We start from the raw sequence: 24,392 nt of genomic DNA on the forward strand, positions 1-24,392 counted from the left end.
TCCGACGCGGACGACTGCCCTACCCACCCTCGGGCCAGTAATTGATGAAGCCCACTAGCGCCGTGTCAGGCCCCTCGTTGAGGGCGGCCGATACCAGGGTGGCTTCTGCCCTCCACATCACATCCCATTGCTTTCGGTACCCGTTGGGATAGACGTAGTGGCCAACAGCCGGGCGTTGGAAGTTGACGTTCCGCCTGGGGCCAGCCCCCAGCTCCCACTCCAACGAAGGGAACCGGTGGATCTTGGCTTCACCGAGGAACAGCCCGAAATCCCAGGCTAAGGACAGTGACATTGGGTCCAGGATCAGCGGCTCGGTGTTGAGCCACGGATCCCCCGTCGTCGCGGCGACAAGATCGACCGACTCGTCGAACGTGACGATCCCAGCCAGCCACTGGTACACCACATCAATGTCTTCGTCCGCATAACCGATAGACACACCGAACGAGCGCGCGTATCTGGTGAAGATGGCGAGCCGCTCGTCCTTGACGGCCATGTCATGCGCGAACGCCTTCCTCGCACGCGCGGGAGTGAGAGCGTTGCGCACGAGACCGAACTCGGGCTCATACGGCTCATACTCAGCAAACACGGAACCTCGACCTGTCACAGTGCCTCCACTCTGGAACAAGATCATGCTGCACGAAAGATGGACTCGCGCCTACACCGCCCGCTGCACACCGCCAGCAGCACCACGCACACCCGTGGACGCGCGGATGACGACCGTGATCCCGCTGCGCTCCAGCAGGGCACGAAGCGGGGCGGTCGGACCTATCTGGCCAGTTTGCGCGCTCCGGTAGAACACCCAGGTCACAGAGGTGACCTCCTGGCTCTGCAGCAGTTGTGCATCTTTCATGACTTGCTGGCGGATGCTGGACGTGAGCGAGATACGACCGGTCTTGATCTCGAAGGCTTGGGTGCCTCGCAGGATGTCGTAGAACCTGCCGCCGAGCGAGGTGGACCGGTACTGCTCGGTCTGTCCGCCAATGTACGTGTTGGCCCGGTCGCGTGCGTTGTTGCCCTGGCTGCGGTTCTGCTGGACGCGTGACGACGGACGGGCGCTCGTCGAGTTGCGCTGTGCCGTGGCCATCCGGTGCGCTTGCGTCAGCCTGTTCCCGAGCGACCTGAAGGCGCTGGTGACCCCGTACCCGACGCCACCAGTCACTGCCCCTGCGACAGTCCCGATGCCGACCTGGGTGCCGAAACCGCTCCAGGAGTAGGAGCCATGCCCGTCGTCGCCGGTGAAGGCGTAGGCCGCGGCCGCACCACCGGCACCTGCCGCAGCGCCACCGATGATCGCCGTCGCCGCGCCGGCGACCACACCGGCGCACAGTCCGGCCGTCGCCGCGACGCATGCGGCGACGCCCACACCGATCGCGATGCCGGCAGCAACACCAGCAGCCGTGCCCGCGACGGTGCGCCAGTTGTCCTTGGTCCAGTCGACGGCCTTGTCCAACCATCCGGGCCAGTACCCAAGCACGTCCACGGTGGTGAGCGGGTCGGCCAGGACGTAGGTGTAGGCGTTCAGGGTGCCGGGGGCGGTCAGGAGCCCTTCCCACGCGTCTTGGGTGGTGAAGGTCCCGGTGCCCGGGTCGTAGGTGCGGGCGTAGAACCACACCTCACCCAGACCGAGGTCGGCGACCTGGGAGGTGTACCCGTGGTCGGCGTCCCACCCCGCGGTGGCGGTGGTGGCGTTGCCCCAGGGGTCGTAGGCGGCGACCTGGGTGATCGTGTCCCCGTCCGCTTGGGCGATCACGGACCCGAGGGCGTCGGTCAGTTCCCACACCGTCCCGGAGGTCACGCCGCCGGGCAGGAGGGTCGGGTCGTTGTTCCCCACCCCGCCACTGGCCGCGGCGGTCGCGGTGCGGGCCGAGGTTTGGACCGCCAGGCTCCCGGTCACGTCCCGGGTGTAGGTCGTGGTCCCGAACTGTTCGTCCGAAGTCGCGACCTGGGTCAGCCCGTCCCACGTCGCCGCAGCGGCGTGCGTCACGAACTCGGTCGAGGTCGTCGTGGTTGCGGTGCGGCCCAGCCCGTCGCGGGTGAACGTCACGGTCCGGTCCGGGTCGAGGACCTGGGTCAGGCGCCCGTCGGCCCCGTAGGCGTACTCACGCACCGACGCACCCGCCGCCAGCAGGGTCCCGCCGGTGGGGGTCGTGGCCTGCTGGGTGCGGTTGCCCGCACGGTCGTAGGCGTACTCGGTCACCGACCCGGACCCGGTGCCCTGCAGCCCGGACAGCACGGTGACGCCCTCGCCCCGCGGGGCGGTGGTGGTGTCGGTGGTGCGGGTGAGCCGGTTCGCGTCGTCGAACGTCGCGGTCTGCGTGCGGGTGGTCCCGTCCGGGCCGGCGATCGTGGCGGTGGTGCGGTTGCCGGCCGCGTCGTAGCCATACGCCAGGAGCGTGGCCGAGGACTCGGGATCAGTCTCGTCCGGCCCAGCGCCGGGTTGTGCGGGCGCGGTCGCGGCGGTCGGGGCGGGCACCGTGAGAACCGGGACCGTTCCCGGGTCCTGCGTGTCCGTCTCGTCCGTCTCCTCAGCGGGGTCGGGGAGGTGGTCGGTTTCAGTGCCGCCGGTCAACCGCCCCAAGGGGTCGTAGGTGTACGCCCCGGCCAGGGCCACACCACCGGCGTCGATGCGGGTGCGGGTGGCGACGTGCCCGGTGGGGGTGTAGGTCTGGTCGATGGCGACGTCCCAGACGCCGGACCCGGTGGTGCCGGTCCCGGGCAGGGTCCGCCCGGCCAGGTAGTCCGCCCCCGGCAGGCACGTGTCACATGTCAACGCCACGTCACCCGGCTCGGGCACGGCGAACGGCTCGACCTCGGTGACCTGGTGACGCACCTGTGTGGTGCGCCCGGCCGGGTCGTAGGCGAACACGCTCAGCGGACCGGGCGTGCCGTCGGTGTTCGTGCGGGTGACCTGCGTGACCTGGTCGGCCGGGTCGTAGGTGTAGGCCATGACCCCGGCCGGCGTGCCCTGCTCGGCTACGCGCCCGGCGGTGTCGTAGGCCCAGGTCTGGGTGGTCCCGTCCGGGGTGGTCTGGGCGGTGCGCCGGCCGGCGGGACTGTAGGTGGTGGCCAACGTCCCGGTCGTGGTGCGTTGGGCGGTTTGGCGGCCTTCGGCGTCGTAGGTCCACCCGGTCACCCCGGTCGGGTCGCTCATCGCGATCGCGTTACCGACCGCGTCGTACTCCAACTCCACCCGCACCTCATCGGTGCTCGCCGCCCGGGCGCGGGTGGCCGCGGACGCCGGGCCCTGCGTGTACTGCACGGCCCTGACCCGGCCGGCCTCGTCGTAGTCGTAGGTGACCGTGCGGGAGTCGGGGTCGACCTCGGACGCGAGGCGCCCGGCGTCGTCGTAGGTGTAGGCCCAGGTGTTGTCCAGCGGGTCGGTCTCGGCGGTGACCCGCCCACCGGGGGTGTACTCGTACCCGGTGATCGCCCCGGTCGGGCCAGTGACCTGCTCGAGGTTCCCGACCGGGGTGTAGGCGTAGGTGGTGGTGACGTTCTCGGACTCGGTTCGCTCGCCGGTGTCGGTGGCGTTCTGCACCACCCGGGTCAGCTGCCCAGCCGGGTCGTACCCGTAGGCGGTGACGACACCGTCGGCATCGGTGGTCGTGGTCTGCCGGCCCGCGCCGTCGTAGGCGAACGTGGTGACCGCACCGGTCGGGTCGGCGACCTCCACCAGCTGCCCGGCCCGGTCGTAGGAGTAGGCGGTGACCGCGCCGAGCGCGTTGGTCTCGGTGATGACCCGTCCTGCGGGGTCGTACGCGTACTGCCACACCGCGCCGGTCTCGGTCCCGACGGTCAGGACCTGCCCGGCCGAGTCGAGGGTCCAGGCCTCGCGCACACCATCGGCGTCGGTGGCCGCGACCTGGTTGCCGTCCACGTCGTAGACGAACGTGGTGGTGACACCGGTCCGGTCGGTCTGCGAGACCAGCTGCCCGGCCGCGTCGAAGACCGCCTCGGTGGTGTTGCCCGCCGGGTCGGTGGTCGCCGTGAGCTGACCGACCGGGTCGTAGGTGAACGTGGTCGTCCCGCCCGGCCCGGTCTGCGCCGTGACGCGCCCGGCGGCGTCGTAGGTGAACGACGTGGTCGCGCCGGCCGAGTCGCGGGTCTCGATCAGCTGCCCGTTCGCGGCGTAGGCGTGGGCGGTCACGACCCCGTCCGGGTCGCTCTGGGCGATCAGCCGCCCCGCGGCGTCGTACTCCCAGGAGCTCACCCCGCCTGCGGGGTCGGTCTGGGCGACCACGTTGCCCGACTCATCCAGGGTCCGCTCCCACACCCCACCGTTCGGGTCCGTGACCGCGACGACCCGGTGTGCGGCGTCCAGGGTGTAGGTGGTGACCGCACCGGTGGGGTCGGTCTCGGACACCAGGATGTCCTCGGCGCTGTACGCGTACCGGGTAACCGAGCCGTTCGGGTCGGTTACCCGGGTCAGGCGCCGCCCGGTGTCCCACACCTGACCGGTCATCGCGCCGGTCGGGTCGGTGATGGTGGTGAGGTTGTCGTTGCCGTCGTACCCGTAACCGGTGACCGCACCGTTCGGGTCGGTCTCGGCGATCAGCCGCCCCGCGGTGTCGTAGGCGTAAGTCCACGTGGCCCCGGACGGCAGGGTCCGGGAGGTCAACCGGTTGCCCGCGTCGTAGGCGAAGGCCGTGGTCCGCCCGAGCGGGTCCGTGGCCGAGATCTGGTTCCCGCGGGCATCGAACGTCGCCGTCCACCGCTGCCCCGCGGCGTCGACGAACACGACCGGGTTGCCCGCCCCGTCGTACTCGGTGACCTCGACCGCCCCGTCCGGGTACTGCACCTCGGTGGGGCGGCCCGCACTGTCGCGGGAGACGCTGGTGGTCAGTGTGCTGCCGTCCTCGGCACCGGGTTCGGTGACCTGCGTGATACGCCCGAGGTCGTCCAGGACCAGGTCAGTCTCGCCGTCCCCAGCCGCGTCGATGCTCGTGGGCCTGCCCTTGGCGTCGAGGTCGTAGTCGGTGCGGGCCCCGTCCGGGCCGACCACACCAGTCGGCGCGTCCAGACCGGCGTACTCGATCGTGGTGGTGCGCCCGAGGGGGTCGGTGAGTCCCGTGACCCGGGACCGGGCATCGACCTCGTACTGCCACACGGACCCGGCCGCATCGGTGTAGTCCACCCCACCAGCCCGGTAAGCGAACGTCCTGGTTCCACCGACCCCGTCACCCTGCGACACAACCCGCCCCGCGGCGTCGTAGGTGTTCGTCAGGTACACCGCCCCAGTCGCGTCCCGCGCGACAGTGAGCCGGTGGGCGGCGTCGTAATCGAACCCGCGCACCCGCCCGTCGGGCAGAGTGATCGTGCGCAGGTCCAGGTTCGCGTCGTACCCCAGCTGCCAGACCCGCCCGTCCGGCGCGGTCAACGCGGTCACGATCCCCCGCGCGTCCGAGGTCACGGTGATCCGCTGGTCACCGGGCAGGACCACCGCGGTCAACGGCCGGAACATCGGGTCACCACTGATCGGCGCGTACTCGAACCGGGTCACAGCCCCGGTCGCCTCACGCTTCTCGATGACATCCCCGACGCCTTCGGGATGGGAGGCATCGAACCGCCACGTGGTCCCGTCATCGACGGTCAACACCAGGTGCCCGCCACCAGCCTCAGTCAACGTGGCCCCAGCGTTCAGGTCCGTGGAGTATCCACCGGCACCGTTGGAGGTGAAGGTGAACGACGCACCGTCACCCCGCACGACCATCACCGACCCGTCGGTGAACCGCTGCGCCCGCGCGCCCAGGTCACTGGTCCACCCGGTCCCGAACCGGGACACCCGCCCGTCCTGGGAGTTGTAGACCAACGCGACCTGCGTGTCCGAACCGCCAGGCCCGGTGACGTGGAACAGGTCCTCCAGCTCGACCAGGTTCCCGGTGGCGAAGTTCACCGGGTCGCCGCCGTAGGCGGCGTAGTTCTTGAACCCCAGCTGCATCCACGCCGCGATCTGCGCCATCGACGGCGGGGACGGCCACCCACCACCCCGGTTCGGGTCCGAGCAGTCGAACCCCTGGTTCTCCAGCTGCATCCCCAGGGAGGTGAAGACCCCGTCGACGATGAAGGAGAACCCGTTGTCGATCACCGGCCGGTCGAAGTTGTGGTCCAGGAACAAGGTCTCGAGGTGAATCAGCGCGCCCGGCAAGCCGGCGTACTCGGGGTAGGTCAGGTTCGCCCGGGACTTCGGGTTCGCCGGGCGCCCGGTGTACACAGGCAGGACGTTCAGCGTCGTGGCCCGGGCCTGCTCGTCCAGCCCGCCGCCGCGCGAGTACACCTCCGACCCGCCGTTGCCGATGTTGCCCCAGGCTTCGCCGTCATTGCCGTTGAACCCGAAGGTGACGGTCAGGTCCGGGTTGTGCGCGTAGGCCATCCCCGCCCGGACGTCCCTGCCCAGGTCCGGGATCGGGGTCGTGCGAGTCACCACCACATCGGCGTTGCAGGCCTGGGTGAGCCGGGCTGCGACCTGGTTCGCGAGCTCGACGTTGTAGCCGACCTCGGTCACCCGGGGGCCGGGGCTGTTGGCGAACGCCCGGTCGTTGTCCGGGTCCAGCACCACCCGCGGACGCGGGTCCCCGACGTCCTTGCCGCCGATCACGACGAACTGCGACAGGTGGTCCAGCACCCCGACCACCACCGACCGGTCGGTGTCGAGGTAGGACGGGACGACCGACCAGGGGTCGGCGTCGGTCTCCCGGGTCATGAGCCGCACCGACCCGGGCCGGATGCCGTCCAGCGCGGCCGGGTCGACCTGCACCTCCACGCGGACGCCGGGGACGGAGTCGCCGTCGTCCCCGGCCATGGACTCGCCGAGCTCGGCATCGAGGTTCGCCGCCTGCGGGTGCGGTGCCTGGCCCACGGGGAGCCCCCCGATGAGCGCTGACCCGTTCTCGGCCTCGGTCACCGGCAACGACCCGCCCGACTTGCGGGCGGCAGCGCTCGCGGCGGGTCCGGGTGCGTCGGGAGCGTCGTTCGGGAACGCGGTGACCTGCTCGCCGGCCGGGTCGAGCGCCGTCACGTCGAACCCGGGCGCCAGGACGACGACGGACTCCCCGCCAGCGGCGGTCGCGGCGGCCGCCTCGTCGAGGGCGGTGAGCGTGACGTCGACCGGGTCCGCCAGGTCGTGGCCGGAGAACTCCACCGACACCTGCCCACCGGTGACCTGCCCACCGGCGTCCGGGGTGACCGTCCCAGTACCCCACACCGGCGCGGCCACCTCATCGACCGGCTCGGGCGCGGTCTGCGGCTGCGGCTGCGGCACAGCAGGGTCGGACGGGTCTGCGGGGTTGGTCGCGACCGCGGCGTTCGCCCGCGCCCACGCCAACACCTCCGCCGCGGCCTGAGCCTGCTGGTGCGCCGCGGACGGCTCGGCCGGAACCAGCATCACCGCGACCAACGCACCCGAGGCGGTCGCTGCGACCAGGCCGCGCCCTGCCCACCGGGCGAGTGCCGCCTCGATACCGCGTCCGGACCCTGTGCTCGTGCGGGTGGTGTTCACGCCGCCACCCCCTTCGACGACGTACCCGTTCGCTCCACACGCAAGTCCCGCCACCCGGCCAGCACCAAGCCCGCCCCACCGGCCGCGCACGCGGCAGCCAGCAGCCACCACACCTCGGCACCGGTGGTGGCCAACCGGCCGGCGACCTTCAAGCACTCCATCAGCGCGGCGGCGTCGGCGATGCCGTCACCGTCGAGGTCCTCGCGTCCCGTGGCGCCGGTCGCGTTCCCGGCGATCAACGCCTCGACCCAGTTCTCCACCCCGTCACCATCGACATCACCGCGCAACGTCCCGGCCGGGCACCCTGCCTGCCCGCACAGCAGCACGCCCACAAAGTCCGGGATCCGGTCAGCGTCCGCGTCGACCGAGGGGTCCGCGCACCCCGCTGCCCCGCAGACCAGGACGTCAACCGCATCGGCGACACCGTCACCGTCGATGTCGGCCCACGGCACCGCACACGCCGCCGACCCGCACAGCGCCTCCTCGACCCGGTCCGCGACCCCGTCGGCGTCGACGTCCGCCCACCCGGTCCGGTCGACCAGACCCGTCCCGACCAGCGACACGACAGCCTGAGGTGTCGGGGCCAGGCTGGTGCGGTCCAGACCGGTCAGCACCTGACGCACAGGGCGCCCACCCGGGGTGCTCGGGCCCCCCGCCGTGGCGGCCACCGCGGCAACGACACCGAGGACCAGGAGCAGGAGGCCCGCGGCCACCATGGCCCTCGCCCGAGACATCACCCGCACCACCGGTGCGGCGCCGACCGCTGCTCGTGGGCCTTCAGGAACGGACAGCAGACGACGAGACGGACGCACGCGATCGGGCCTTCCCCTGGAGGCGAGCAGCGATCCGGGCCCGGACCGCCAGCGTCAACAAGCTAGGGAAAACCAACCGGTCCGTCAGCGCCGCCGCACGACACTCAGGTGGGCCACAGCATCAGATGCGTAGTACAGAACGGGCGACCGCGTACTGGGACGGGCTAGATGCGAGTGCCGCAACCCTGACCTGGGCGAACACCTACCCCACCCCGACCCGCGTCCTGCCGCCTCCTGTTCGGGCGCCGGCCTGCTCCTCAGCGATCCCCGGGCGTCAACGCTCGTCGCCCTGCGCCGCACCCACCGACGACGCACACCACCGGGCGACGTCTTGTGGGACCGCCTCACCCCGGCAGCGTGCGCCAGCGCGTCGATCACGAAGTGTGCGCTGCGCTCGTCGACGCTGACCACGTCCGCGACGTCGACCGGCGGGTTCGGTGGGTCGCCGGGGCCGGCGACGGGGGCTGCTGGTCGCTCATACCCCGGACAGTCGCGGTGCGGCCGGTGGCCTATCGTGCCCGCATGAGGCTGAGCAAGGTTCTCGAGCAGCACATCGCGGTGTTCGGCGAGAGCGGCAGCGGGAAGACGGTCATGCTCTCCTCGTTCTACGGGGCCACACAGGAGGCGGATTTCCGCCGGCAGAGCCTGTACTCCGTGAGCGCGGACGACATCGGCCAGGGTCACCGGCTGCAGAGCAACTACCTCGGCATGAAGAAGTCGGCCCGGGTTCCCGGGACGGACCACTTCGCCGCCACCTCGTACTCCTTCTCCGTCAGGCTGCGGGACGGGAACCCCCGGGCCGCGCGGACCAAGCCCTTCGACAGCCTCCGGCTCGTGTGGCACGACTACCCCGGTGAGTGGTTCGAGCAGGACGTCAGCGGGCCCGAGGAAGCCCGGCGCCGGGTCGAGGCCTTCCGGTCGCTGCTCGCCTCGGACGTCGCGCTGCTGCTCGTGGACGGGCAGCGGCTCTTGGACAACGCGGGGCACGAGGAGCGCTACCTGAGGTCGCTGTTCCACGACTTCCGCGCCGTCCTGGAGAAGCTGGAGGGCGAGCTCCTGTCGGACGGCAGGCTCGCGGAGTTCCCGCGCATCTGGATCCTCGCGCTGTCCAAGGCCGACCTGCTGCCGGAGCTCGACGCCTACGAGTTCCGGGACCTCCTCATCGAGAAGGCGAGCGACGACCTGGCCCAGCTGCGCGAGGTGCTGGGCCGCTTCGTCGAGTCGAGCGCCGCGATGTCCGTGGGCGAGGACTTCCTGGTGCTGTCGTCCGCCCGGTTCGCGGACGACAGGATCGAGGTGGCCACGCGCGTCGGCCTCGACCTGGTCCTGCCCGTGGCGGCCCTGGTCCCCCTCGAGCGGTACGTGCAGTGGGCCGAGGCGAAGACCATCGGCGGGAAGGCGGCGGACGCGCTCCTGGCCCAGGCCGGCCCGCTCGCGACCGCGCTGATCGGCAAGGCCGCCGACCGGCTCCCCGCGCCGATCGGGGCCGTCGCGAACCTGGTCCTGTCCGCGATCGGGCCGCAGACCCTCAGCGACGCCGCTCGGCTCGGCGGCGACAAGCTGCGGCAGGCCAACTCCGCCGCTCTGTCCCGGCAGGACGTGGTCGCGGCCGTCCTCACCCGGTTCAAGATGGACCTCGACCAGGGCGAGGCCGACAAGACCCTGCTCCGGAGGCTGGCGTGAGCGACGCCCCGGGCGCGACCGAACCGCCGGCCGGCCCAACGGCCCGGCTGATCTGGGCGACGCGTGGCCGGAGCTGGGGCTTCCGGTTCCTGCGGGACGGCGGCTTCCCGGACCCGCTCCCGGTCTACGACGCCGTGTTCGCGGCGGCCGACCCGGGGCCGAGCGCGCTGCGCCGTGCGGACGGCCGCGCGGCGCTGTCGCAACCGGGGGTCGCCGGGGCACTCGCCCTGCGCTTCCCCGACCCCGAGGGGCGGCGGGACCGCGCGGGGCGGGTCATCCCGCACGAGTTCGTGGTGTTCCCGCCGCTCGCTGACGCCATCGGCTCGGTCGATGAGGGGGCGGTGCTCGTGTGGCCCGCGGTGGCGCAGGAGTACGCCCGGGTCTGGGACGCACCCGCGGGGCCGAGCGCGTCGGCGTACTGAACCTAGCCGCCCGTCCGCAGGGGGCGGGCGGGTGCTCGCTCCGCCGGGGTCGTGACTCACCACTTCTTCGGTACACATTGAGGAGGCCCGCCGCCTCCGACCGGCGTTCGTGCTGGTCAGGAGGCTGACGGGCCTCATCACGCGGAGACGGTGGGATTTGAACCCACGGAAGGGTTGCCCCTTCACGACCTTAGCAGGGTCGCGCACTAGACCTGACTATGCGACGTCTCCAAGCTGGGCCAGCGTACCTGGCGCCCGCGCCGACCGGCAAAGCCATCGGTGGCTCAGCGCTCGAAGGCCCACTCGCGGTCGCTGACCATCCGGGCCACGGCGAGGCCGATGCACAGGGCGATCACCACCAGTCCGGCCTGGACGCCGTAGGCGAGGGCCTCGGTGGTGTCGCCGTTGGACAGGAAGAAGATCGCCCGGTAGGCGGCGGCGCCGGGGACCATGATGACGACCGCGGGGACGGAGACCGTGATCCGCGGGATGCCCATCCTGGGCGCGATCACGGCGGCCAGCACGCCGACCAGGAGGGCGGCCCCGGCGGCGGCGGCCTGGGCGGGGACGTTGATGTCAACCAGGATCAGGCGGGCGGTGTTGGCGATCATGCCGACGACGGCGGCGGCCAGGGCCATCCGGCCGGGACTGTTGAACATCAGCGCGAAGCCGAGCACGCCGACGAAGCTGGCGACCAGGCGCAGCACCATGAGCACGACCGGGCCGAAGCCGGGTGGGCCGGTGGGGTCCGGGGAGAGCCCGGCGATCATCGACACGCCCCAGACCGCGAGCGCCGCCGAGGTGAGGACGACCAGGGCGTAGGACAGCCGGGCCACACCGGCGGAGAAGTCGAGTTTGGCCAGGTCGAGGCCGCCGGTGACCATCGGGAAGCCAGGGATCAGGAACAGCACGGCGGAGATGTAGCCGGCGGCGTGCCGGGTCTCGGTGGCGCCGAGCTGGTGCACCAGGGTGACGACCCCCAGGTAGGCCAGACAGGCGACCGCGGCGGCGACCATGGTGATGCCGAACTGGTTCAGTCCGCGGTGCACCAGCTCCCGCCGGACCAGTTGGCCGAGCCAGGCGCCGACGAACACCGCGCCCATCTCCACCGGTCCGCCGTTGTTGAGGAAGGCGAAGGCGGCGCAGGCGATCGCGGCCCAGAGTGCGTTGACCGCGGGGCGGTACAGCAGCGGCTTGGACTCGATCCGGTCCAGGTCGGCGGAGACCTCCTCGACGGTGGCGCGGCGACCGGAGTGGGCCAGCGACCCGGCGAGGCGTTCGAGTTCGGCGAGCCGGTCGGCGTTGATCCCGACGCTGCGGACCTCGGTGACCTCGGTGCGGAAGGAGTTGCCGCGGTAGGAGGTCGTGGTGATCTCGGTCAGGGTGACGTGCGCCTGGTGCCGGTCGATGCCGAGCGCCCGCGCGATCCGGGCCATCGACGACTTGACCCGGTAGGAGCCGGTGCCGGCGGACAGGCTGAGCCGGCCGACGCGCAGGGCGACGCCGGACTGACGGATCAGTTCGAGTTCGTCATCGGTGGGCTGGGTGGGCACCGCACCATGATGGCGGTCCGGCGGCCCTCCGCGCGCCACCGTCCAGTTCACCGGGTCCACCGGCGCGGGGATAATCCGAGGGTGAGCGTGACCCGGTGCCCGTGTCTGAGCGGGCTGGCCTATGACGACTGCTGTGGCCGGTTCCATCGCGGGGAGGCGGCCGCCCCGACCGCGGAGCAGTTGATGCGGTCCCGGTTCAGTGCGTTCGCGGTGGGCGACGCCGACTACCTGCTGGCGACCTGGCATCCGCGCACCCGCCCGGCGGCCGTGGAGCTGGACCCGGCGGACCGCTGGTACCGGCTGGACGTGCACACCACCGACCGTGGTGGCCCGTTCGACGAGGCGGGGCTGGTGGAGTTCACCGCCTACCACCGCGGGCCGTCCGGGTCCGGGACGCTGCACGAGGTCAGCCGGTTCGTCCGCGAGCAGGGTCGCTGGTTCTACCTGGACGGTCAGGTGTCCTGACCGCTGCCGGTCTCGATCAGCAGCGTGGTCGGTCCGTCGTTGACCAGGGACACCTGCATGTCGGCGCCGAACACCCCGGTCTCCACCCGCAGGCCGCGCCCGCGCAGGTCCTCGACCACGGCGTCCACCAGCGGCTCGGCGACCGGGCCGGGGGCGGCGGCGTTCCAGGTCGGTCGCCGGCCCTTGCGGGCGTCGCCGTACAGGGTGAACTGGCTGATCACCAGCACCGGGGCGCCGGCCTCGGTGATCGAGCGCTCACCGCGCAGCAGTCGCAGGTCGGCGATCTTGCGGGCGATGAACGCCGCCTGCGCCGGGCCGTCGTCATGGGTGACGCCGATCAGGGCGACCAGCCCCTCCCCGTCGAACGCACCGACCACCACACCGTCCACGCTCACCGAGGCACCGGCGGCGCGCTGGACCACCGCCCGCATCAGAATGCCGCCAGCACCGCGCCGACCGGTTCGCCGTGCCCGAGCACCGGCACCCGGCCCAGCTCCTCGACCAGCGCGGGGTCGACCCCGGCCGCCTGGAGCGCCGCGGCCAGCACCACCGGACGCGGCCGGAACCCGCCGTCGACAATCTTGAACGCCAGCGCCGACCCGTCGGGCAGCCCGGCGGCGTACACCCCGTCGGCGCCGTCCTTGGCGATCAGCCCGGGCACCGCCCGCATCGCGGCGGTCACATCCCGGCCGGTGCCGCCGATCAGCGCGGGGTGTTCGTGCATGGCCTGGGCCACCTGGGCCTCGGGCAGGGCGGCGACGTCGACCCCGTCGCGGGCGTCGAAGGCGGCACCGGCCCGGGCGATCCGGCCGAACGCGCGGGCCAGGCCGGTCAGGGAGGTGGAGAACAGCGGCGCGCCACAGCCGTCGATGGTGGTGTGCTCGACCGGGGTGCCGGTCAGCTCCTCGATCGCGGCGCGCAGCGCGATCTGCAACGGGTGCTCCGGCTCCCAGTAGGAGTCGGTGTCCCAGCCGAACTCCCCGGCGTGCGCGGCGCAGGTGGCGAGCATGGCGGCGTGCTTGCCGGAGCAGTTCTGGGTGATCGACGCCGGGCCGTGTCCCTCGGTGCGCCAGGCGAAGGCGGCCTCCGGGTCCAGCGGCATGTCCGGGGTGTTCGCCAGGTCGTCCTCGGTCAGCCCGGCGGCGTCCAGCATCCCGCGGACCACCCGCAGGTGCTCGGGTTCGCCGTTGTGCGAGGCGCAGGCCAGCGCGAGCTGCTCGGCCCCGGGGTGCACGCTGGCCCACCCGGCACGCAGCATCCCGACCGTCTGCAACGGCTTGAGCGAGGACCGGGCCAGCACGGTGACCCGGGGGTCGCCCAGGGCGAGGGTGACCTGCCCCTGCGGGTCCAGCACCACCAGGTGGCCGCTGTGCACCGATTCGACCAGGTCGCCGCGGACCACCCGGGCCAGCGGGACGGCGTCGGTGGCGATGTCGCGCGCCCCGGCGGCGGTGACCACGGCGGCGGCTGCCTGCAGGTGCTCGGCGAACTGCGGTCCGCCCGGACGGATGCCCGGCATGCTCACCACCCGCCCCGGGTCGATCCGCCGCGCCGCCCACCGGAGTGGCCGCCGATCGCCGGCCGTACATCCACCAGGTAGACCACGGCGGCGACCGCGGCGAGCAGCGCCAGGAACCGCAGCGCCCCGAGCGGGGGCAGCGCGATCAGCGACACCCCGGTCGCCACGCCGAGCACGATCAGCCAGAACTGCTTGGTCCGCTTGCCCGCGGCGACGAATGCGCCGGCCGAGTGCCGGGCGGCGTCGATCAGCGCCCAGACGCACAGGCCGAAGATCGCGAAGTAGAACAGGGCGAAGAGCGCCACTTGCACGTTGCCGAAGATCACGGGACGAGAGTACGGGTCAGATCTCCGGCAGCGCCTCGCGAGCCTGCGCCGAGTCGACACCGCTGGCCTCCAGTAGGTCCACCACCAGCGACCGGATCAGCAGCACCAGCGACTGCACCTGCCAGTCGTTGGGTGCCAGCCGGAACGGGTCCAGCTCCTCGGCCAGCACCAGCAGGGTGGTGGCGGACCGGACCGGTTCGGAGCCGGAGCCGAGCGCGGCGGCCAGGTCCTCGGCGGCCAGGGCGGTGCGCTGCACGATGTCGGCGACCGCGGCCAGGTCGTGGCCGTGCTCCGGGGTGCCGAGGGTGGCCAGCGCACGACGGGCCAGCACCCGGGCGTTGCGCACGGCACGGTCGGTGCGGACCGCGGACCGGTTCAGCCACTGCAGCTCGGTGCGGTGCCGGCGGGCGGCCGGTGACACCCGGGCCAGGTCGCGGGCCGCAGCGCAGGCGTCCTCCCACTCGGCCAGCGCCGGTTCGGTGGCCCGGCCCCGCATCAGCGCATCCTCCAGGTCACCGGGGTTGTGGGTGCGCATCCCCTTGGCCAGCACCCCGAGCATCGCGGCCAGTTCCTGCACCGCGGTGCTGCCCTGCGCCCGGGGCCGGCGGCGCACGTCCCGCGGGATCAGCGCCGCCACCGCCAGGGCGACCAGGCCGCCGACCACCGCGTCGGTCCACCGCCCGACCGGACCGCCGGAGGCCGCCACGGTGGGCAGCCCGACGATCACGATCGCCTGCACCCCGGCCTGGGTGGTGAGCATCGGCCCGCGGTCGATGAACCGGGCGGTCAGCGCGGCGACCGCCAGCACGAACGCCACCTGCCAGGCGCCGGTGCCGATCACGTGCACCAGCAGGTCGCCGAGCCCGACGCCGAGGGCGACCCCGACCGCGAGTTCGGCCACCCGGCGCAGGTCACGGTCGGCGTTGAAGCCCAGCGCCACCCAGGCGCTCACCGGCGCGAAGAACGGCGCCGCGTGCCCGAGCACCTCCCCGGCGATCAGGTAGGCCACCCCGGCGGCGACCACTGCCTGCATCACCGGCCAGAACGCCGACCTGACCCGCGACCAGCCCTGGCGGACCCGGGCCTCGGCCGCGATCCGGGCGGCGACCGATCGCCGCGGCGGGGTGCTCACAGCATCGGGTGGCCGCCCAGACCGCGGGTCAGCGGTCCGTGCGCCGCCGGACGGTCCACCGACACGCCCTCACCCGGCACGATCTCCTCCTGCCCGGCGGACACCGCGCCGCCGTCGCAGTCCACCAGCAGCTCGGCGTCCACCGGGGTGGAGCGCTTCACCACGGCCAGCGCGACCGGACCCAGCTCGTGGTGCCGGGCCAGGCTGGTGACCCGGCCGACCTCTCGCCCGGGCTCGCCACCGGTGCGTGCGTCCCCGACCAGGCGCACCGCGGCGCCCTCCTCCGGCAGCAGGTGCCCCGAACCGTCCAGGTGCAGCAGCACGATCCGGCGCGGCGGGCGGCCCAGGTTGTGCACCCGGGCGATCGTCTCCTGCCCGCGGTAGCAGCCCTTGTGCAGGTGCACGGCGGTGCGCAGCCAGTCCAGCTCGTGCGGGATGGTGCGGTGGTCGACCTCGCGGCCGAAGCGGGGGCGCAGTGCCTCGACCCGCACCGCCTCGGCGGCCCAGGTGCCGACCAGCGGCCAGCCCGCGGCTTCCCGGGCGGCGACCTCCTCGGCCAGCCGGTCGCGGGGCACCAGTACCAGCCGCCACCGGCGGTCCAGTCCCGGGTGCACGTCGTCGGCGGGTCCGTACCGGGTGCCACCGGGGGCGGTGACCGGCCACGGGTCGCGCCAGGTCACCGGCTCGCCCTCCGCGCCCTCGGCGTTCACCGGTTCGGCGATCGCGGCCCAGTCGGCGGTGACGTCGGCGACCTCGACCCGGAGCATGAACCGCATCCGGTCCAGCCAGGCGGCCAGCTCCGGGGCGGTCTCCGAGATCAGCCAGGTCGCCGTGCCGTCGTCCACCACGGCCGCGGCATGCTCGATGTGCCCCTGCGGGCTGAGCACCAGCAGCTCGGTGCTGGTGCGCGGCGGCAGGTCCTCCAGCTGCTGGGAGGTGATCGAGTGCAGCCAGCTCAGCCGGTCCGGCCCGGTCACCCGGACCACGCCCAGGTGCGACTGGTCGACCACCGCGCCGCCGCGGGTCAGCGCGCGCTGCTCGGCGGTCGGGTCGCCGTAGTGCCAGGCCACGCCGGCATCCGGCCCGGTCGCCGGGACCGCGCCGTGCCGCCCGAGCAGCGGACTGCTCACGCGGACCCCTCGGGCACCCGGCTCAGTCGCGCCGAGGCATAGGACTGCATCGGCTGCCCGAAGGCCGCCATGTCGTGCGCCCACATCAGGTCGCCCTCGACCAGGCCGAGCAGGCGCTTGCCGGCGGTGACCTCCGCGCCGGTCTCGGTCCGGGCGATCAGGTCGCTGACCAGGTCGATCCGCCCGTTGCCGGTGGCGCCGACGTAGACGTCGACGTGTCCGGCCGGGTCGGCCAGCAGCAGCTCGACCGGGAACAGCTCCGAGCCCAGGCCCTCCGGGCGGGCCGGCGGGATCCGCCAGTAGCCGGACTCGGTGGACCACACCGGCGCCGGCTGCTCGTCCTCGAGCGCCGAGACGTCGTCCGGGGCGGTCACCAGCCGGATCACCGACCGGTAGGACAGGTACAGACCACCGTCGTGGTCGATCTCGATCTCCTGGGTGAAGGCGGTCTCCTCCACGCCGGGGTAGCCGAGCACGCCCTCGCCCGACCACCGGCCGACCAGCCAGGCCAGCGGGTACAGCTCGGGGGCCAGGCCCTCGGGGATGGTGAAGGACATCAGCGCTGACCGGTGAACAGGCGGTACACGACGTACCCCGCGAACCACGCGATCGCGACGGCGGACGCGACCAGCAGGCCGATGAAGACGAGTTCCAGAGGCTCCATGGACCGATCCTAACGACGGCCCCGGGCAGTCACCCGATCAGGACCCGCCCAGCGAGATAGACCAGGATCCCGGTGACCGCGACCGGCAGCGCCGCCACCGACCACACCGCGCCCCGGCTCCACGCCCGGCTGTCGTCGTCCAGCAGGCCGAACAGCTCGGTGGCGGCGGCGACCAGGATGCCCACCGCCAGGCCGAGCAGCACCCCGGACAGCAGGCCGATCTCGGACAGGGACACCCCGACCACCGCACCGGCGGCGGTCGCGCCGACGATCACGGCGCCGACCCGGAGCCAGCCGCACAGCGGGAACGCACTCACCGCGGAGCCCACCGCGAGCGCCACCGCCCCGGCGACCACCACCGCGTCCCCGGCCACGGTCCGCTCGGCGGCCAGCCAGCCGACCGAGCACACCGGGACCAGCGCACCGGCGATGGTGCCCGCCACCGACTCGACCAGGCGCTCCCGGCCGTCGCGGCGGACCAGCTCGGCGATGAACGCGGCCAGCACCACCCCGGCGAACACCGCGGGGACCTGGTTCAGCATGGCCTGTTCCCGGGAGAGCCAGACCGCCAGCACCGCCGCGGCACCACCCAGCGCGATCACCACGGTGGAGTGCAGGCGGGCGGGCAGTCCGGCGACCTCGGGCCAGCCGAGGGCGAAGACGACGCCCAGCAGCACCAGCAGTCCGGCGAGCACCGGCCCGCTGTGTCCGGCGACGCTGAGGTCGCCCACGACACCGGCGACCGCCACCAGGGTCGCCAGCACCGCCGAGGTCACGGCACGATTCGACGCCTGCACGCCGCCATCCTGACAGACTCGCCGGGCCACGCCGCGCAGGAGCTTCGTGTCCGGGACGTGACATCCCGGTCAATTGCAGGCAACACGCGGGGGGTACCGTGTCCCCCACTTCGCCACAGTGAGGGAGTTTGCCAGTGGCCGATCTGCTCCTGCTCACCCCCGCGCCCGGCGGGTCCGCACAGGTCCTCCCGGCGCTCGGGCTGCTGTCCCACCGGGTGCGGGTCCTGCCCGTGGAGCCCTCCGCCCTGGTGGACGCCCCGGATGCCGACATCGTGGTGCTGGACGCCCGCCGCGACCTGGTCACCGCCCGCACCACCTGCCGTCTACTGCGGGCCACCGGCCTGACCGTTCCGCTGGTGCTGGTGCTCACCGAGGGCGGCCTGACCGTGGTCACCGCCGAGTGGGGCGCGGACGACATCGTGCTGGAGAACGCCACCCCGGCCGAGGTGGAGACCCGGTTCCGGCTGGTGATGGAGCGGGCCGCGAACGCCTCGCCGGACGACGGCCCGCAGGAGATCGCCTCCGGTGACCTGATGATCGACGCCGGTGGGTACACCGCCCGGCTGCGCGGCCGCCCGCTCGACCTGACCTACAAGGAGTTCGAGCTGCTGAAGTACCTGGTGCAGCACCCGGGCCGGGTGTTCACCCGCGCGCAGCTGCTCCAGGAGGTGTGGGGCTACGACTACTACGGCGGCACCCGCACGGTGGACGTGCACGTGCGGCGGCTGCGGGCCAAGCTCGGACCCGAGCACGAGCAGTTGATCGGCACGGTCCGCAACGTGGGGTACCGCTTCGATCCGCCCAAGGACCGCCGGGCGGCCGACGCGGCCGAAGCACAGGCCGAGGTGCCCGCGGACGCCTAAGCTGTCCCGCGGTGTGCCGGGAAGTCTGGTCGGCGAGCAACTCTGTCGACCCCGGAAAGGCCGCATTCCGATGACCTCCCCCGCACCCGAGACCCCGGGCCGCAGCCGGCTGTTCGCCGCCCTCACCCCCGGTGGCGAACGCAACCTGCTGGACACCCTGCGCGCCGAGCGCACCGGCGGCGTCCTGCTGCTGATCGGCGCGGTCGCCGCCCTGGTCTGGGCGAACTCCCCCTGGGCCGAGTCCTACCGGACGGTCTCGGACACCGTGCTCGGCCCGAGCGCCCTGCATCTGGACCTGTCGATCGCCGACTGGGCGAAGGACGGCCTGCTGGCGATCTTCTTCTTCGTGGTGGGGGTGGAGCTCAAGCGGGAGATCGTCGACGGCGAGCTGCGCCACCTGCGCACTGCCATCGTGCCGGTGGTGGCCGCGGTCGGCGGGATGCTCGCCCCGGCCGCGCTGTACCTGGTGGTGAACCTGACCGCGACCGGCGGCGCACCGGAGGGCTGGGCGGTGCCCACCGCGACCGACATCGCCTTCGCGGTGGCGGTGCTGTCGGTGGTGGGCCGGAGCCTGCCGGCCTCGCTGCGCGCCTTCCTGCTGACCCTGGCGGTGGTGGACGACCTGCTCGGCATCATCGTGATCGCCACCGTGTACACCGAGTCGCTGCACCTGATCTGGCTGGTCGCCTCGGTGGCCGTGATCGCGCTGTTCGGCTGGCTGGTCCGCACCCGGTTCGCCCGGAGCGTGCTCGGCGGGCTGGTGCTGATCGTGCTGGCGGTGACCGCCTGGGCGCTGATGCACGCCTCCGGGGTGCACGCGACCATCGCCGGGGTGGCGCTCGGCATGACTGCCCCGGCGCTGGCCCGGCCCGGGGAGTCGCACAGCGTGGCCGAGCGGCTGGAACACCGGTGGCGGCCGGTGTCGGCCGGGGTGGCGGTGCCGGTGTTCGCGCTGTTCGCCGCCGGTGTCACCCTCAACGGTGAGGTGATCGGCGACGCCCTGTCCGACCCGGTCGCCCAGGGGGTGGCGCTCGGCCTGGTGCTGGGCAAGCCGATCGGCATCCTGACCGCGACCTGGCTGGTGGCCCGGTTCACCCGGGCCCGGCTGGCCGAGGACCTGCACTGGCGGGACATCCTGGCGGTGGGCGCGCTGGCCGGGATGGGCTTCACGGTGTCGCTGCTGATCGGGGCGCTCGCCTTCGGGGCCGGCAGTGCGCACGACGAGCACCTGACGGTGTCGATCCTGTTCGCCTCGCTGGCCGCCGCCGTGATCGGTGGCGCCGGGCTGGCGCACCGGGACCGGCAGCACCGGGCGATGCGGGCCGCCGCGCGGATCGACCCCGCGGTCCCACCCATCGGATGACCCGGAGGGGTAGGTTCGCCTCCGATGACCGTCGACTCCTCCGCCCTGCTGCTGGACGGCCCGTGGCGGCACCAGTTCGTCCCGGCCAACGGCGGGCGCTTCCACGTCGCCACCGCCGGGCCCGAGGACCGGGACGCTCCGCTGGTGCTCCTGCTGCACGGGCTGCCCGAGCTGTGGTGGGCGTGGCGGCACCAGATCCCCGCGCTGGCCGAGGCCGGCTACCGGGTCGCGGCGATGGACCTGCGCGGCATCGGTGGGTCGGACAAGCCACCGATCGGCTACGACATGCCGACCCTGACCCAGGACGTGGCCGGGGTGGTGCGCTCGCTGGGCTGCGAGCGCGCGGTGATCGTCGGCCAGGGGGTCGGCGGCGGTGACGTGGCCTGGGCGATGCCCGCCTACCACCCCGAGGTGACCACCGCACTGGCGGTGCTGTCCTCCCCGCACCCGCTGCACCGGCTCGGCGATCCGCGGCGCGGACTGCGGTCCCGGGCGCTGCGACGGATGGCGGCCTTCCAGGTGCCCCTGCTGCCTGAGCGCTCGCTGGCCCACGGCGATCTGGTGGCCCGGCTGCTCCGCGAGTGGGGTGGCTCGCGCTGGCCGGACCCGGCGGCACTGGCGGTGTACCGGCGCGGGGCGCAGATCCCGTTCGCCGCCCACTCGGCGATGGAGCAGGTGCACTGGCTGTACCGGTCCTGGTTCCGGGCCGACGGCCGGCGGCACGCCCAGGCGCTGCGCGAGGCCCCGACCGTCCCCACCCTGCAGCTGCACGGCGGCTCCGACGGGTGCTACGCGGTGTCCCGGGCGGTCGCCACCGGCCGGGTCGCCCAGCGGCTGGGCGCGGGCTACCGGTTCGAGATGCTGGGCGGGACCGGGCACTTCCTGGCCGAGGAGCAGCCGGCCCGGGTCAGTGCCCTGCTGGTCGACTGGCTGGCCGGGCTCGGCTGAGTCCGGCCCTCAGACCAGGGACGAGGGGCAGTCCCGGGTGACCGGGCAGTTCGCGCAGTCCGGTCGCCGGGCCAGGCAGCAGCGCCGGCCGTGGAAGATCAACCGGTGGCTGACCAGGGTCCACTCCGCCCGCGGGATCAGCGCACCGATCTCCCGTTCCACCCGGACCGGGTCCTCCTCGGTGGTCCAGCCCAGTCGCCGCGCCAGCCGGCCGACATGGGTGTCCACCGTGATCCCCGGGATGCCGAAGGCGTCGCCGAGCACCACGTTCGCGGTCTTGCGGCCGACCCCGGGCAGGGTGACCAGGTCGGCCAGCCGCGGCGGCACCTGCCCATCGAACCGTTCCAGCAGCGCCTGGCCCAGCCCCTGCACCGACCGCGCCTTGGCCCGGTAGAACCCGAGCGGGCGCAGGATCTCCTCCAGCTCCTCCCGGTCCGCACCGGCGTAGGCGGCGGCGTCCGGGTAGCGGGCGAACAGCACCGGGGTGACCGAGTTGACCCGCACATCGGTGGTCTGCGCGGACAGCACCGTGGCGACCAGCAGCTCCAGCGGGGTGCGGAAGTCCAGCTCGCACCGGGCGTCCGGGTACCGCTCGGCCAGCGCCCGGTTGACCCGCCGGGCGCGGCGCACCAGGGCCAGGGGTGGGCCGGGCGAGTCAAGGCTGCTCATCCGGGCAGCCTAGATCGAGTCGCCCCCGCGAGTGATGCTGACCACGTCCGGGCCGGCACCGCTCAAGTCCGCCGCCCGCGGGGTCGACACACCTGCCAGCACCCCACGACCCGAGGACGGCGACATGTCGGCACCCGCGCAGCAGCCCGGCCTGGCCGAACTGCACCGGCGTCGCCGCGCCCTGCGCCTGGAGCACCAGCACGTGCGCCGGTGGCGGCTGCTGCTGCGGGACCGGATCGAGCTGGCGGTGGCCGCGGCCGCCCCGCCCCGGGTGCCCGGTGAGGACCCGGACGTCCGGGACCTGCTGACCGGGCCGGACACCGGTGCCGGTTCGCTGCCGGGCGCCGCGGAGCTGGCCGCCGCGGTCCGGGGTGCGCTGCCGCTGGCCGAGATCGAGCAGCTGCCCCGGCTGCGGGCGCTGGACGGCCGGCTGGCCGACTACCAGGACCGGCTCGGCGCCGCGCTGGACCAGCTCACCGAGCTGTACATCACCGAACTCGCCCGCGATCCGGGGGTCCGCGCCCTGGTCTGATTGCGCCACCGGACACCGGTGTGTAGGTTACCTAGTCAACTAGATGACCTAGACACCGGAGGTGAGCGTGCTCGACGGCAAGGGGCCGATCTTCGTCCAGATCGCCGACCGGATCGCCGACGACATCGTCGCCGGGGTGTACCCCGAGCACGGGGCGATCCCGAGCATCAACGACTTCTCGGTGTTCTTCCGGACCGCCCCGATGACCGTCGGCAAGGCGATCACCCAGCTGGTCGACCAGGGCGTGCTCTACAAGAAGCGCGGGATCGGGATGTTCGTCGCCGAGGGCGCGCCCGCCCTGCTCCGCGAACGCCGCGCCCAGGCCCTGCGCACCGAGTTCATCGCCCCGCTGCTGCGCGAGGCCGACCTGATCGGCGTCGACCTGCCCACGCTCCACCAGCTCATCGACCAGGAGGCCAGCTCATGACCACCGCCATCGACGTGCGGGCCGTCAGCCGATCCTTCGGCCGGACCGCCGTGCTGCACGACCTCGACTTCCAGGTGCCCCGGCATGCCATCCTCGGCCTGCTCGGCCGCAACGGCGCCGGCAAGACCACCATCATGTCGATCATCGCCGGGCAGGACCGGCCCAGCTCCGGCGAGGTGCTGGTCGAGGGCCACACGCCCTTCGAGCACGCGCCGACGCTGAACACCATCCGGTACATCCGGGACAGCCAGCGCTACCCCGACGACTACTACCTGCGGCACGTGCTCCGGATCGCCCCGGCCTTCGCCCCGCAGTGGGATGCCGAGCTGGCCGCCTTCCTGGTGGACAGCTTCGCGCTGCCGGCCAAGGTCCAGGTCAAGAAGTACTCCCGCGGGCAGCTGTCCGCACTCGGCATCGTGCTCGGCCTGGCCTCCCGGACCCCGATCACCCTGCTGGACGAGCCCTACCTGGGGCTGGACGTCACCGCCCGCCGGGTGTTCTACGACGCGCTGCTGCGCGACCTGGCCGACCACCCCCGCACCGTGGTGCTGTCCACCCACCTGGTCGCCGAGTCCGAGTCGCTGTTCGACCGGGTGGTGATCCTGGACCACGGCCGGGTGGCGACCGCCGGCGACCGGGACGAGGTGGTCGGCGGGCTGGTGCAGCTGTCCGGCAGCACCGGCGCGGTCGGCGAGCTGATCGCCGGCTTCGACGTGCTGCGCAAGGACGTGATCGGCGGGCTGTGCTCCGCGCTGGTCCGCACCGACAACGACCTCACCACCGCCGCACACCGCCTGGGTATCCAGGTCTCCGGCGGCTCCCTGCAGGACCTGGTCGCCTCCTACGGCGGCACCGACCCCGAGGACGTCGCAGCATGAACCGCGTCCTGGCCACCACCCGGCTGCACCTGAACAAGCGGGAGATGACCTTCCTGGTCCCGCTCTACATCACCGCCGTGGTCGCGGTGATCTCGATCCTGATCATGGTGCTGCTGATCCGCGCCGGACAGACCCCGGGCACCCCGGACTGGATCAAGGGCGCCCGGTCCAACGGCGGCATGGTGTACAGCCTGTGCGGCTTCCTGACCTACATGGGCGTGCAGTCGGTCGCCACCACGTTCCCGTTCGGCCTGACCCTGGGCGCGACCCGGCCGCACTTCGTGCTCGGCACCGTGCTCTGGTGGGCGGTGACCGCGGCCTACCTGGCGGCGATCTTCACCACGCTGCTGGCGATCGAGCTGCTCACCGACCACTGGTTCTCCGACATGTACATCTTCGACGTGTACCTGCTGGGCTCCGGGTCGCTGTGGCGGATGGCGCTGACCGTCTTCCTCGGCACGTTGAGCATCTTCAGCCTCGGCGGGGTGTTCGCCGCGTCCTGGGTCCGGTTCCGCAACCGCGGCCCGGTGGTGCTCGGCGCGGGGCTCGGGCTGCTGCTCCTGGTGGCGCTGATCGTGGCGGTGCCGTCGTTCCGGGAGATCATCGACGCGTTCCAGGCCTGGTGGCTGATCCTGGCCGCCGCGGTGGTGATCGGGGGGTCGGCGACCGGTACCTGGGCCTTCCTGCGCGGGAGCTCGGTGCGCTGACCTGCCG

At 72.8% G+C, this 24,392-nt stretch carries 22 protein-coding genes and 1 tRNA gene; 10 read left to right on the forward strand and 13 right to left on the reverse strand.

Features of this window, described 5'->3' with window-relative positions:
• Positions 1-19: 19 nt before the first annotated feature.
• From HGA03_RS10670 to HGA03_RS10680, 3 genes are all read right to left on the reverse strand, one after another.
• Positions 20-586, reverse strand: coding sequence for a hypothetical protein (locus tag HGA03_RS10670; RefSeq protein ID WP_168630239.1), 567 nt, complete (start codon positions 584-586; stop codon positions 20-22).
• A 69-nt stretch (positions 587-655) separates the two neighbouring features.
• A complete protein-coding gene (locus tag HGA03_RS10675) occupies positions 656-7,381 on the reverse strand; it encodes a DUF6531 domain-containing protein (RefSeq protein WP_168630240.1) in 6,726 nt (2,241 codons plus the stop codon).
• Positions 7,382-7,491: 110 nt separating this feature from the next.
• On the reverse strand, positions 7,492-8,118 hold the full coding sequence (locus tag HGA03_RS10680) for a hypothetical protein (RefSeq protein ID WP_168630241.1): 627 nt from the start codon (positions 8,116-8,118) through the stop codon (positions 7,492-7,494).
• Positions 8,119-8,829: 711 nt separating this feature from the next.
• Between HGA03_RS10680 and HGA03_RS10685 the strand changes: the two genes are divergently transcribed.
• Both HGA03_RS10685 and HGA03_RS10690 read left to right on the forward strand, forming a co-directional pair.
• Positions 8,830-9,990, forward strand: a complete 1,161-nt coding sequence (locus tag HGA03_RS10685; RefSeq protein ID WP_168630242.1) for a TRAFAC clade GTPase domain-containing protein — start codon at positions 8,830-8,832, stop codon at positions 9,988-9,990.
• Positions 9,987-10,412, forward strand: coding sequence for a hypothetical protein (locus tag HGA03_RS10690; RefSeq protein WP_203767013.1), 426 nt, complete (start codon positions 9,987-9,989; stop codon positions 10,410-10,412). Before HGA03_RS10685 ends, HGA03_RS10690 begins: the two co-directional genes overlap by 4 nt.
• Positions 10,413-10,554: 142 nt before the next feature.
• Here the strand turns inward: HGA03_RS10690 and HGA03_RS10695 are convergent.
• Together HGA03_RS10695 and HGA03_RS10700 are read right to left on the reverse strand one after the other, a co-directional pair.
• Positions 10,555-10,643 (reverse strand) — tRNA-Ser (locus HGA03_RS10695).
• A 53-nt stretch (positions 10,644-10,696) separates the two neighbouring features.
• Positions 10,697-11,965 (reverse strand): threonine/serine exporter family protein, encoded by a 1,269-nt coding sequence (locus tag HGA03_RS10700; protein ID WP_168630243.1) that lies wholly within the window; start codon positions 11,963-11,965, stop codon positions 10,697-10,699.
• An 81-nt stretch (positions 11,966-12,046) separates the two neighbouring features.
• On the opposite strand from HGA03_RS10700, the gene HGA03_RS10705 reads away from it, so the two are divergent.
• Complete coding sequence (locus HGA03_RS10705) at positions 12,047-12,430, forward strand: YchJ family protein (RefSeq protein ID WP_203767068.1); 384 nt, start codon at positions 12,047-12,049, stop codon at positions 12,428-12,430.
• Here HGA03_RS10705 and dtd read toward each other — a convergent pair.
• From dtd to HGA03_RS10740, 7 genes are all read right to left on the reverse strand, one after another.
• Positions 12,418-12,861 carry a D-aminoacyl-tRNA deacylase gene (dtd, locus tag HGA03_RS10710; RefSeq protein ID WP_168630244.1) on the reverse strand — a complete coding sequence of 148 codons (444 nt, stop codon included), beginning with the start codon at positions 12,859-12,861 and terminating at the stop codon, positions 12,418-12,420. The genes HGA03_RS10705 and dtd overlap by 13 nt on opposite strands.
• Entirely contained in the window at positions 12,861-13,949 is a 1,089-nt protein-coding gene (locus HGA03_RS10715; RefSeq protein WP_168630245.1) for an asparaginase, read from the reverse strand. Before HGA03_RS10715 ends, dtd begins: the two co-directional genes overlap by 1 nt.
• A gap of 2 nt (positions 13,950-13,951) precedes the next feature.
• On the reverse strand, positions 13,952-14,275 hold the full coding sequence (locus HGA03_RS10720) for a DUF2516 family protein (protein ID WP_308439717.1): 324 nt from the start codon (positions 14,273-14,275) through the stop codon (positions 13,952-13,954).
• A 16-nt stretch (positions 14,276-14,291) separates the two neighbouring features.
• Positions 14,292-15,407: an FUSC family protein gene (locus HGA03_RS10725; RefSeq protein ID WP_239073414.1), complete on the reverse strand. Its 1,116-nt coding sequence runs from the start codon at positions 15,405-15,407 to the stop codon at positions 14,292-14,294.
• On the reverse strand, positions 15,404-16,537 hold the full coding sequence (ygfZ, locus tag HGA03_RS10730) for a CAF17-like 4Fe-4S cluster assembly/insertion protein YgfZ (RefSeq protein WP_168630246.1): 1,134 nt from the start codon (positions 16,535-16,537) through the stop codon (positions 15,404-15,406). The genes HGA03_RS10725 and ygfZ overlap by 4 nt, the downstream gene beginning before the upstream one ends.
• Positions 16,534-17,094: a heme-binding beta-barrel domain-containing protein gene (locus tag HGA03_RS10735; protein ID WP_168630247.1), complete on the reverse strand. Its 561-nt coding sequence runs from the start codon at positions 17,092-17,094 to the stop codon at positions 16,534-16,536. The genes ygfZ and HGA03_RS10735 overlap by 4 nt, the downstream gene beginning before the upstream one ends.
• 136 nt (positions 17,095-17,230) lie before the next feature.
• A complete protein-coding gene (locus HGA03_RS10740; protein ID WP_345719364.1) occupies positions 17,231-17,977 on the reverse strand; it encodes a hypothetical protein in 747 nt (248 codons plus the stop codon).
• A gap of 155 nt (positions 17,978-18,132) precedes the next feature.
• Here HGA03_RS10740 and HGA03_RS10745 point away from each other — a divergent pair, with 155 nt between their 5' ends.
• From HGA03_RS10745 to HGA03_RS10755, 3 genes are all read left to right on the forward strand, one after another.
• Positions 18,133-18,861, forward strand: coding sequence for a winged helix-turn-helix transcriptional regulator (locus HGA03_RS10745; protein ID WP_168630249.1), 729 nt, complete (start codon positions 18,133-18,135; stop codon positions 18,859-18,861).
• 70 nt (positions 18,862-18,931) lie between these two features.
• Positions 18,932-20,224, forward strand: a complete 1,293-nt coding sequence (gene nhaA, locus HGA03_RS10750) for a Na+/H+ antiporter NhaA (protein WP_168630250.1) — start codon at positions 18,932-18,934, stop codon at positions 20,222-20,224.
• 24 nt (positions 20,225-20,248) lie between these two features.
• Positions 20,249-21,172, forward strand: coding sequence for an alpha/beta fold hydrolase (locus HGA03_RS10755; RefSeq protein ID WP_168630251.1), 924 nt, complete (start codon positions 20,249-20,251; stop codon positions 21,170-21,172).
• 9 nt (positions 21,173-21,181) lie between these two features.
• On the opposite strand, the gene nth is transcribed toward HGA03_RS10755, so the two are convergent.
• Positions 21,182-21,841, reverse strand: coding sequence for an endonuclease III (nth, locus tag HGA03_RS10760; protein WP_168630252.1), 660 nt, complete (start codon positions 21,839-21,841; stop codon positions 21,182-21,184).
• Between the two features lie 124 nt (positions 21,842-21,965).
• Here nth and HGA03_RS10765 point away from each other — a divergent pair, with 124 nt between their 5' ends.
• The 4 genes from HGA03_RS10765 to HGA03_RS10780 all read left to right on the forward strand — a co-directional run bounded on the left by HGA03_RS10765 (position 21,966) and on the right by HGA03_RS10780 (position 24,385).
• On the forward strand, positions 21,966-22,373 hold the full coding sequence (locus HGA03_RS10765; protein WP_168630253.1) for a hypothetical protein: 408 nt from the start codon (positions 21,966-21,968) through the stop codon (positions 22,371-22,373).
• 61 nt (positions 22,374-22,434) lie between these two features.
• Positions 22,435-22,800, forward strand: a complete 366-nt coding sequence (locus HGA03_RS10770; protein WP_239073413.1) for a GntR family transcriptional regulator — start codon at positions 22,435-22,437, stop codon at positions 22,798-22,800.
• Positions 22,797-23,678 (forward strand): ABC transporter ATP-binding protein, encoded by an 882-nt coding sequence (locus tag HGA03_RS10775; protein WP_168630254.1) that lies wholly within the window; start codon positions 22,797-22,799, stop codon positions 23,676-23,678. Before HGA03_RS10770 ends, HGA03_RS10775 begins: the two co-directional genes overlap by 4 nt.
• On the forward strand, positions 23,675-24,385 hold the full coding sequence (locus tag HGA03_RS10780; RefSeq protein WP_168630255.1) for a hypothetical protein: 711 nt from the start codon (positions 23,675-23,677) through the stop codon (positions 24,383-24,385). Before HGA03_RS10775 ends, HGA03_RS10780 begins: the two co-directional genes overlap by 4 nt.
• Positions 24,386-24,392: the final 7 nt, after the last annotated feature.

It is taken from the genome of Cellulomonas denverensis (assembly GCF_012396125.1).
Lineage (GTDB): Bacteria > Actinomycetota > Actinomycetes > Actinomycetales > Cellulomonadaceae > Cellulomonas > Cellulomonas denverensis.

Bases quoted from the DNA above. Each gene is read 5' to 3' on its own strand.
- HGA03_RS10675 (WP_168630240.1), bottom strand. From the start codon at position 7,381: ATGCTGGTTCCGGCCGAGCCGTCCGCGGCGCACCAGCAGGCTCAGGCC.
- HGA03_RS10685 (WP_168630242.1), top strand. From the start codon at position 8,830: ATGAGGCTGAGCAAGGTTCTCGAGCAGCACATCGCGGTGTTCGGCGAG.
- dtd (WP_168630244.1), bottom strand. From the start codon at position 12,861: ATGCGGGCGGTGGTCCAGCGCGCCGCCGGTGCCTCGGTGAGCGTGGAC.
- HGA03_RS10715 (WP_168630245.1), bottom strand. From the start codon at position 13,949: ATGCCGGGCATCCGTCCGGGCGGACCGCAGTTCGCCGAGCACCTGCAG.
- HGA03_RS10735 (WP_168630247.1), bottom strand. From the start codon at position 17,094: ATGTCCTTCACCATCCCCGAGGGCCTGGCCCCCGAGCTGTACCCGCTG.
- nhaA (WP_168630250.1), top strand. From the start codon at position 18,932: ATGACCTCCCCCGCACCCGAGACCCCGGGCCGCAGCCGGCTGTTCGCC.
- HGA03_RS10755 (WP_168630251.1), top strand. From the start codon at position 20,249: ATGACCGTCGACTCCTCCGCCCTGCTGCTGGACGGCCCGTGGCGGCAC.
- nth (WP_168630252.1), bottom strand. From the start codon at position 21,841: ATGAGCAGCCTTGACTCGCCCGGCCCACCCCTGGCCCTGGTGCGCCGC.
- HGA03_RS10765 (WP_168630253.1), top strand. From the start codon at position 21,966: ATGTCGGCACCCGCGCAGCAGCCCGGCCTGGCCGAACTGCACCGGCGT.
- HGA03_RS10775 (WP_168630254.1), top strand. From the start codon at position 22,797: ATGACCACCGCCATCGACGTGCGGGCCGTCAGCCGATCCTTCGGCCGG.
- HGA03_RS10780 (WP_168630255.1), top strand. From the start codon at position 23,675: ATGAACCGCGTCCTGGCCACCACCCGGCTGCACCTGAACAAGCGGGAG.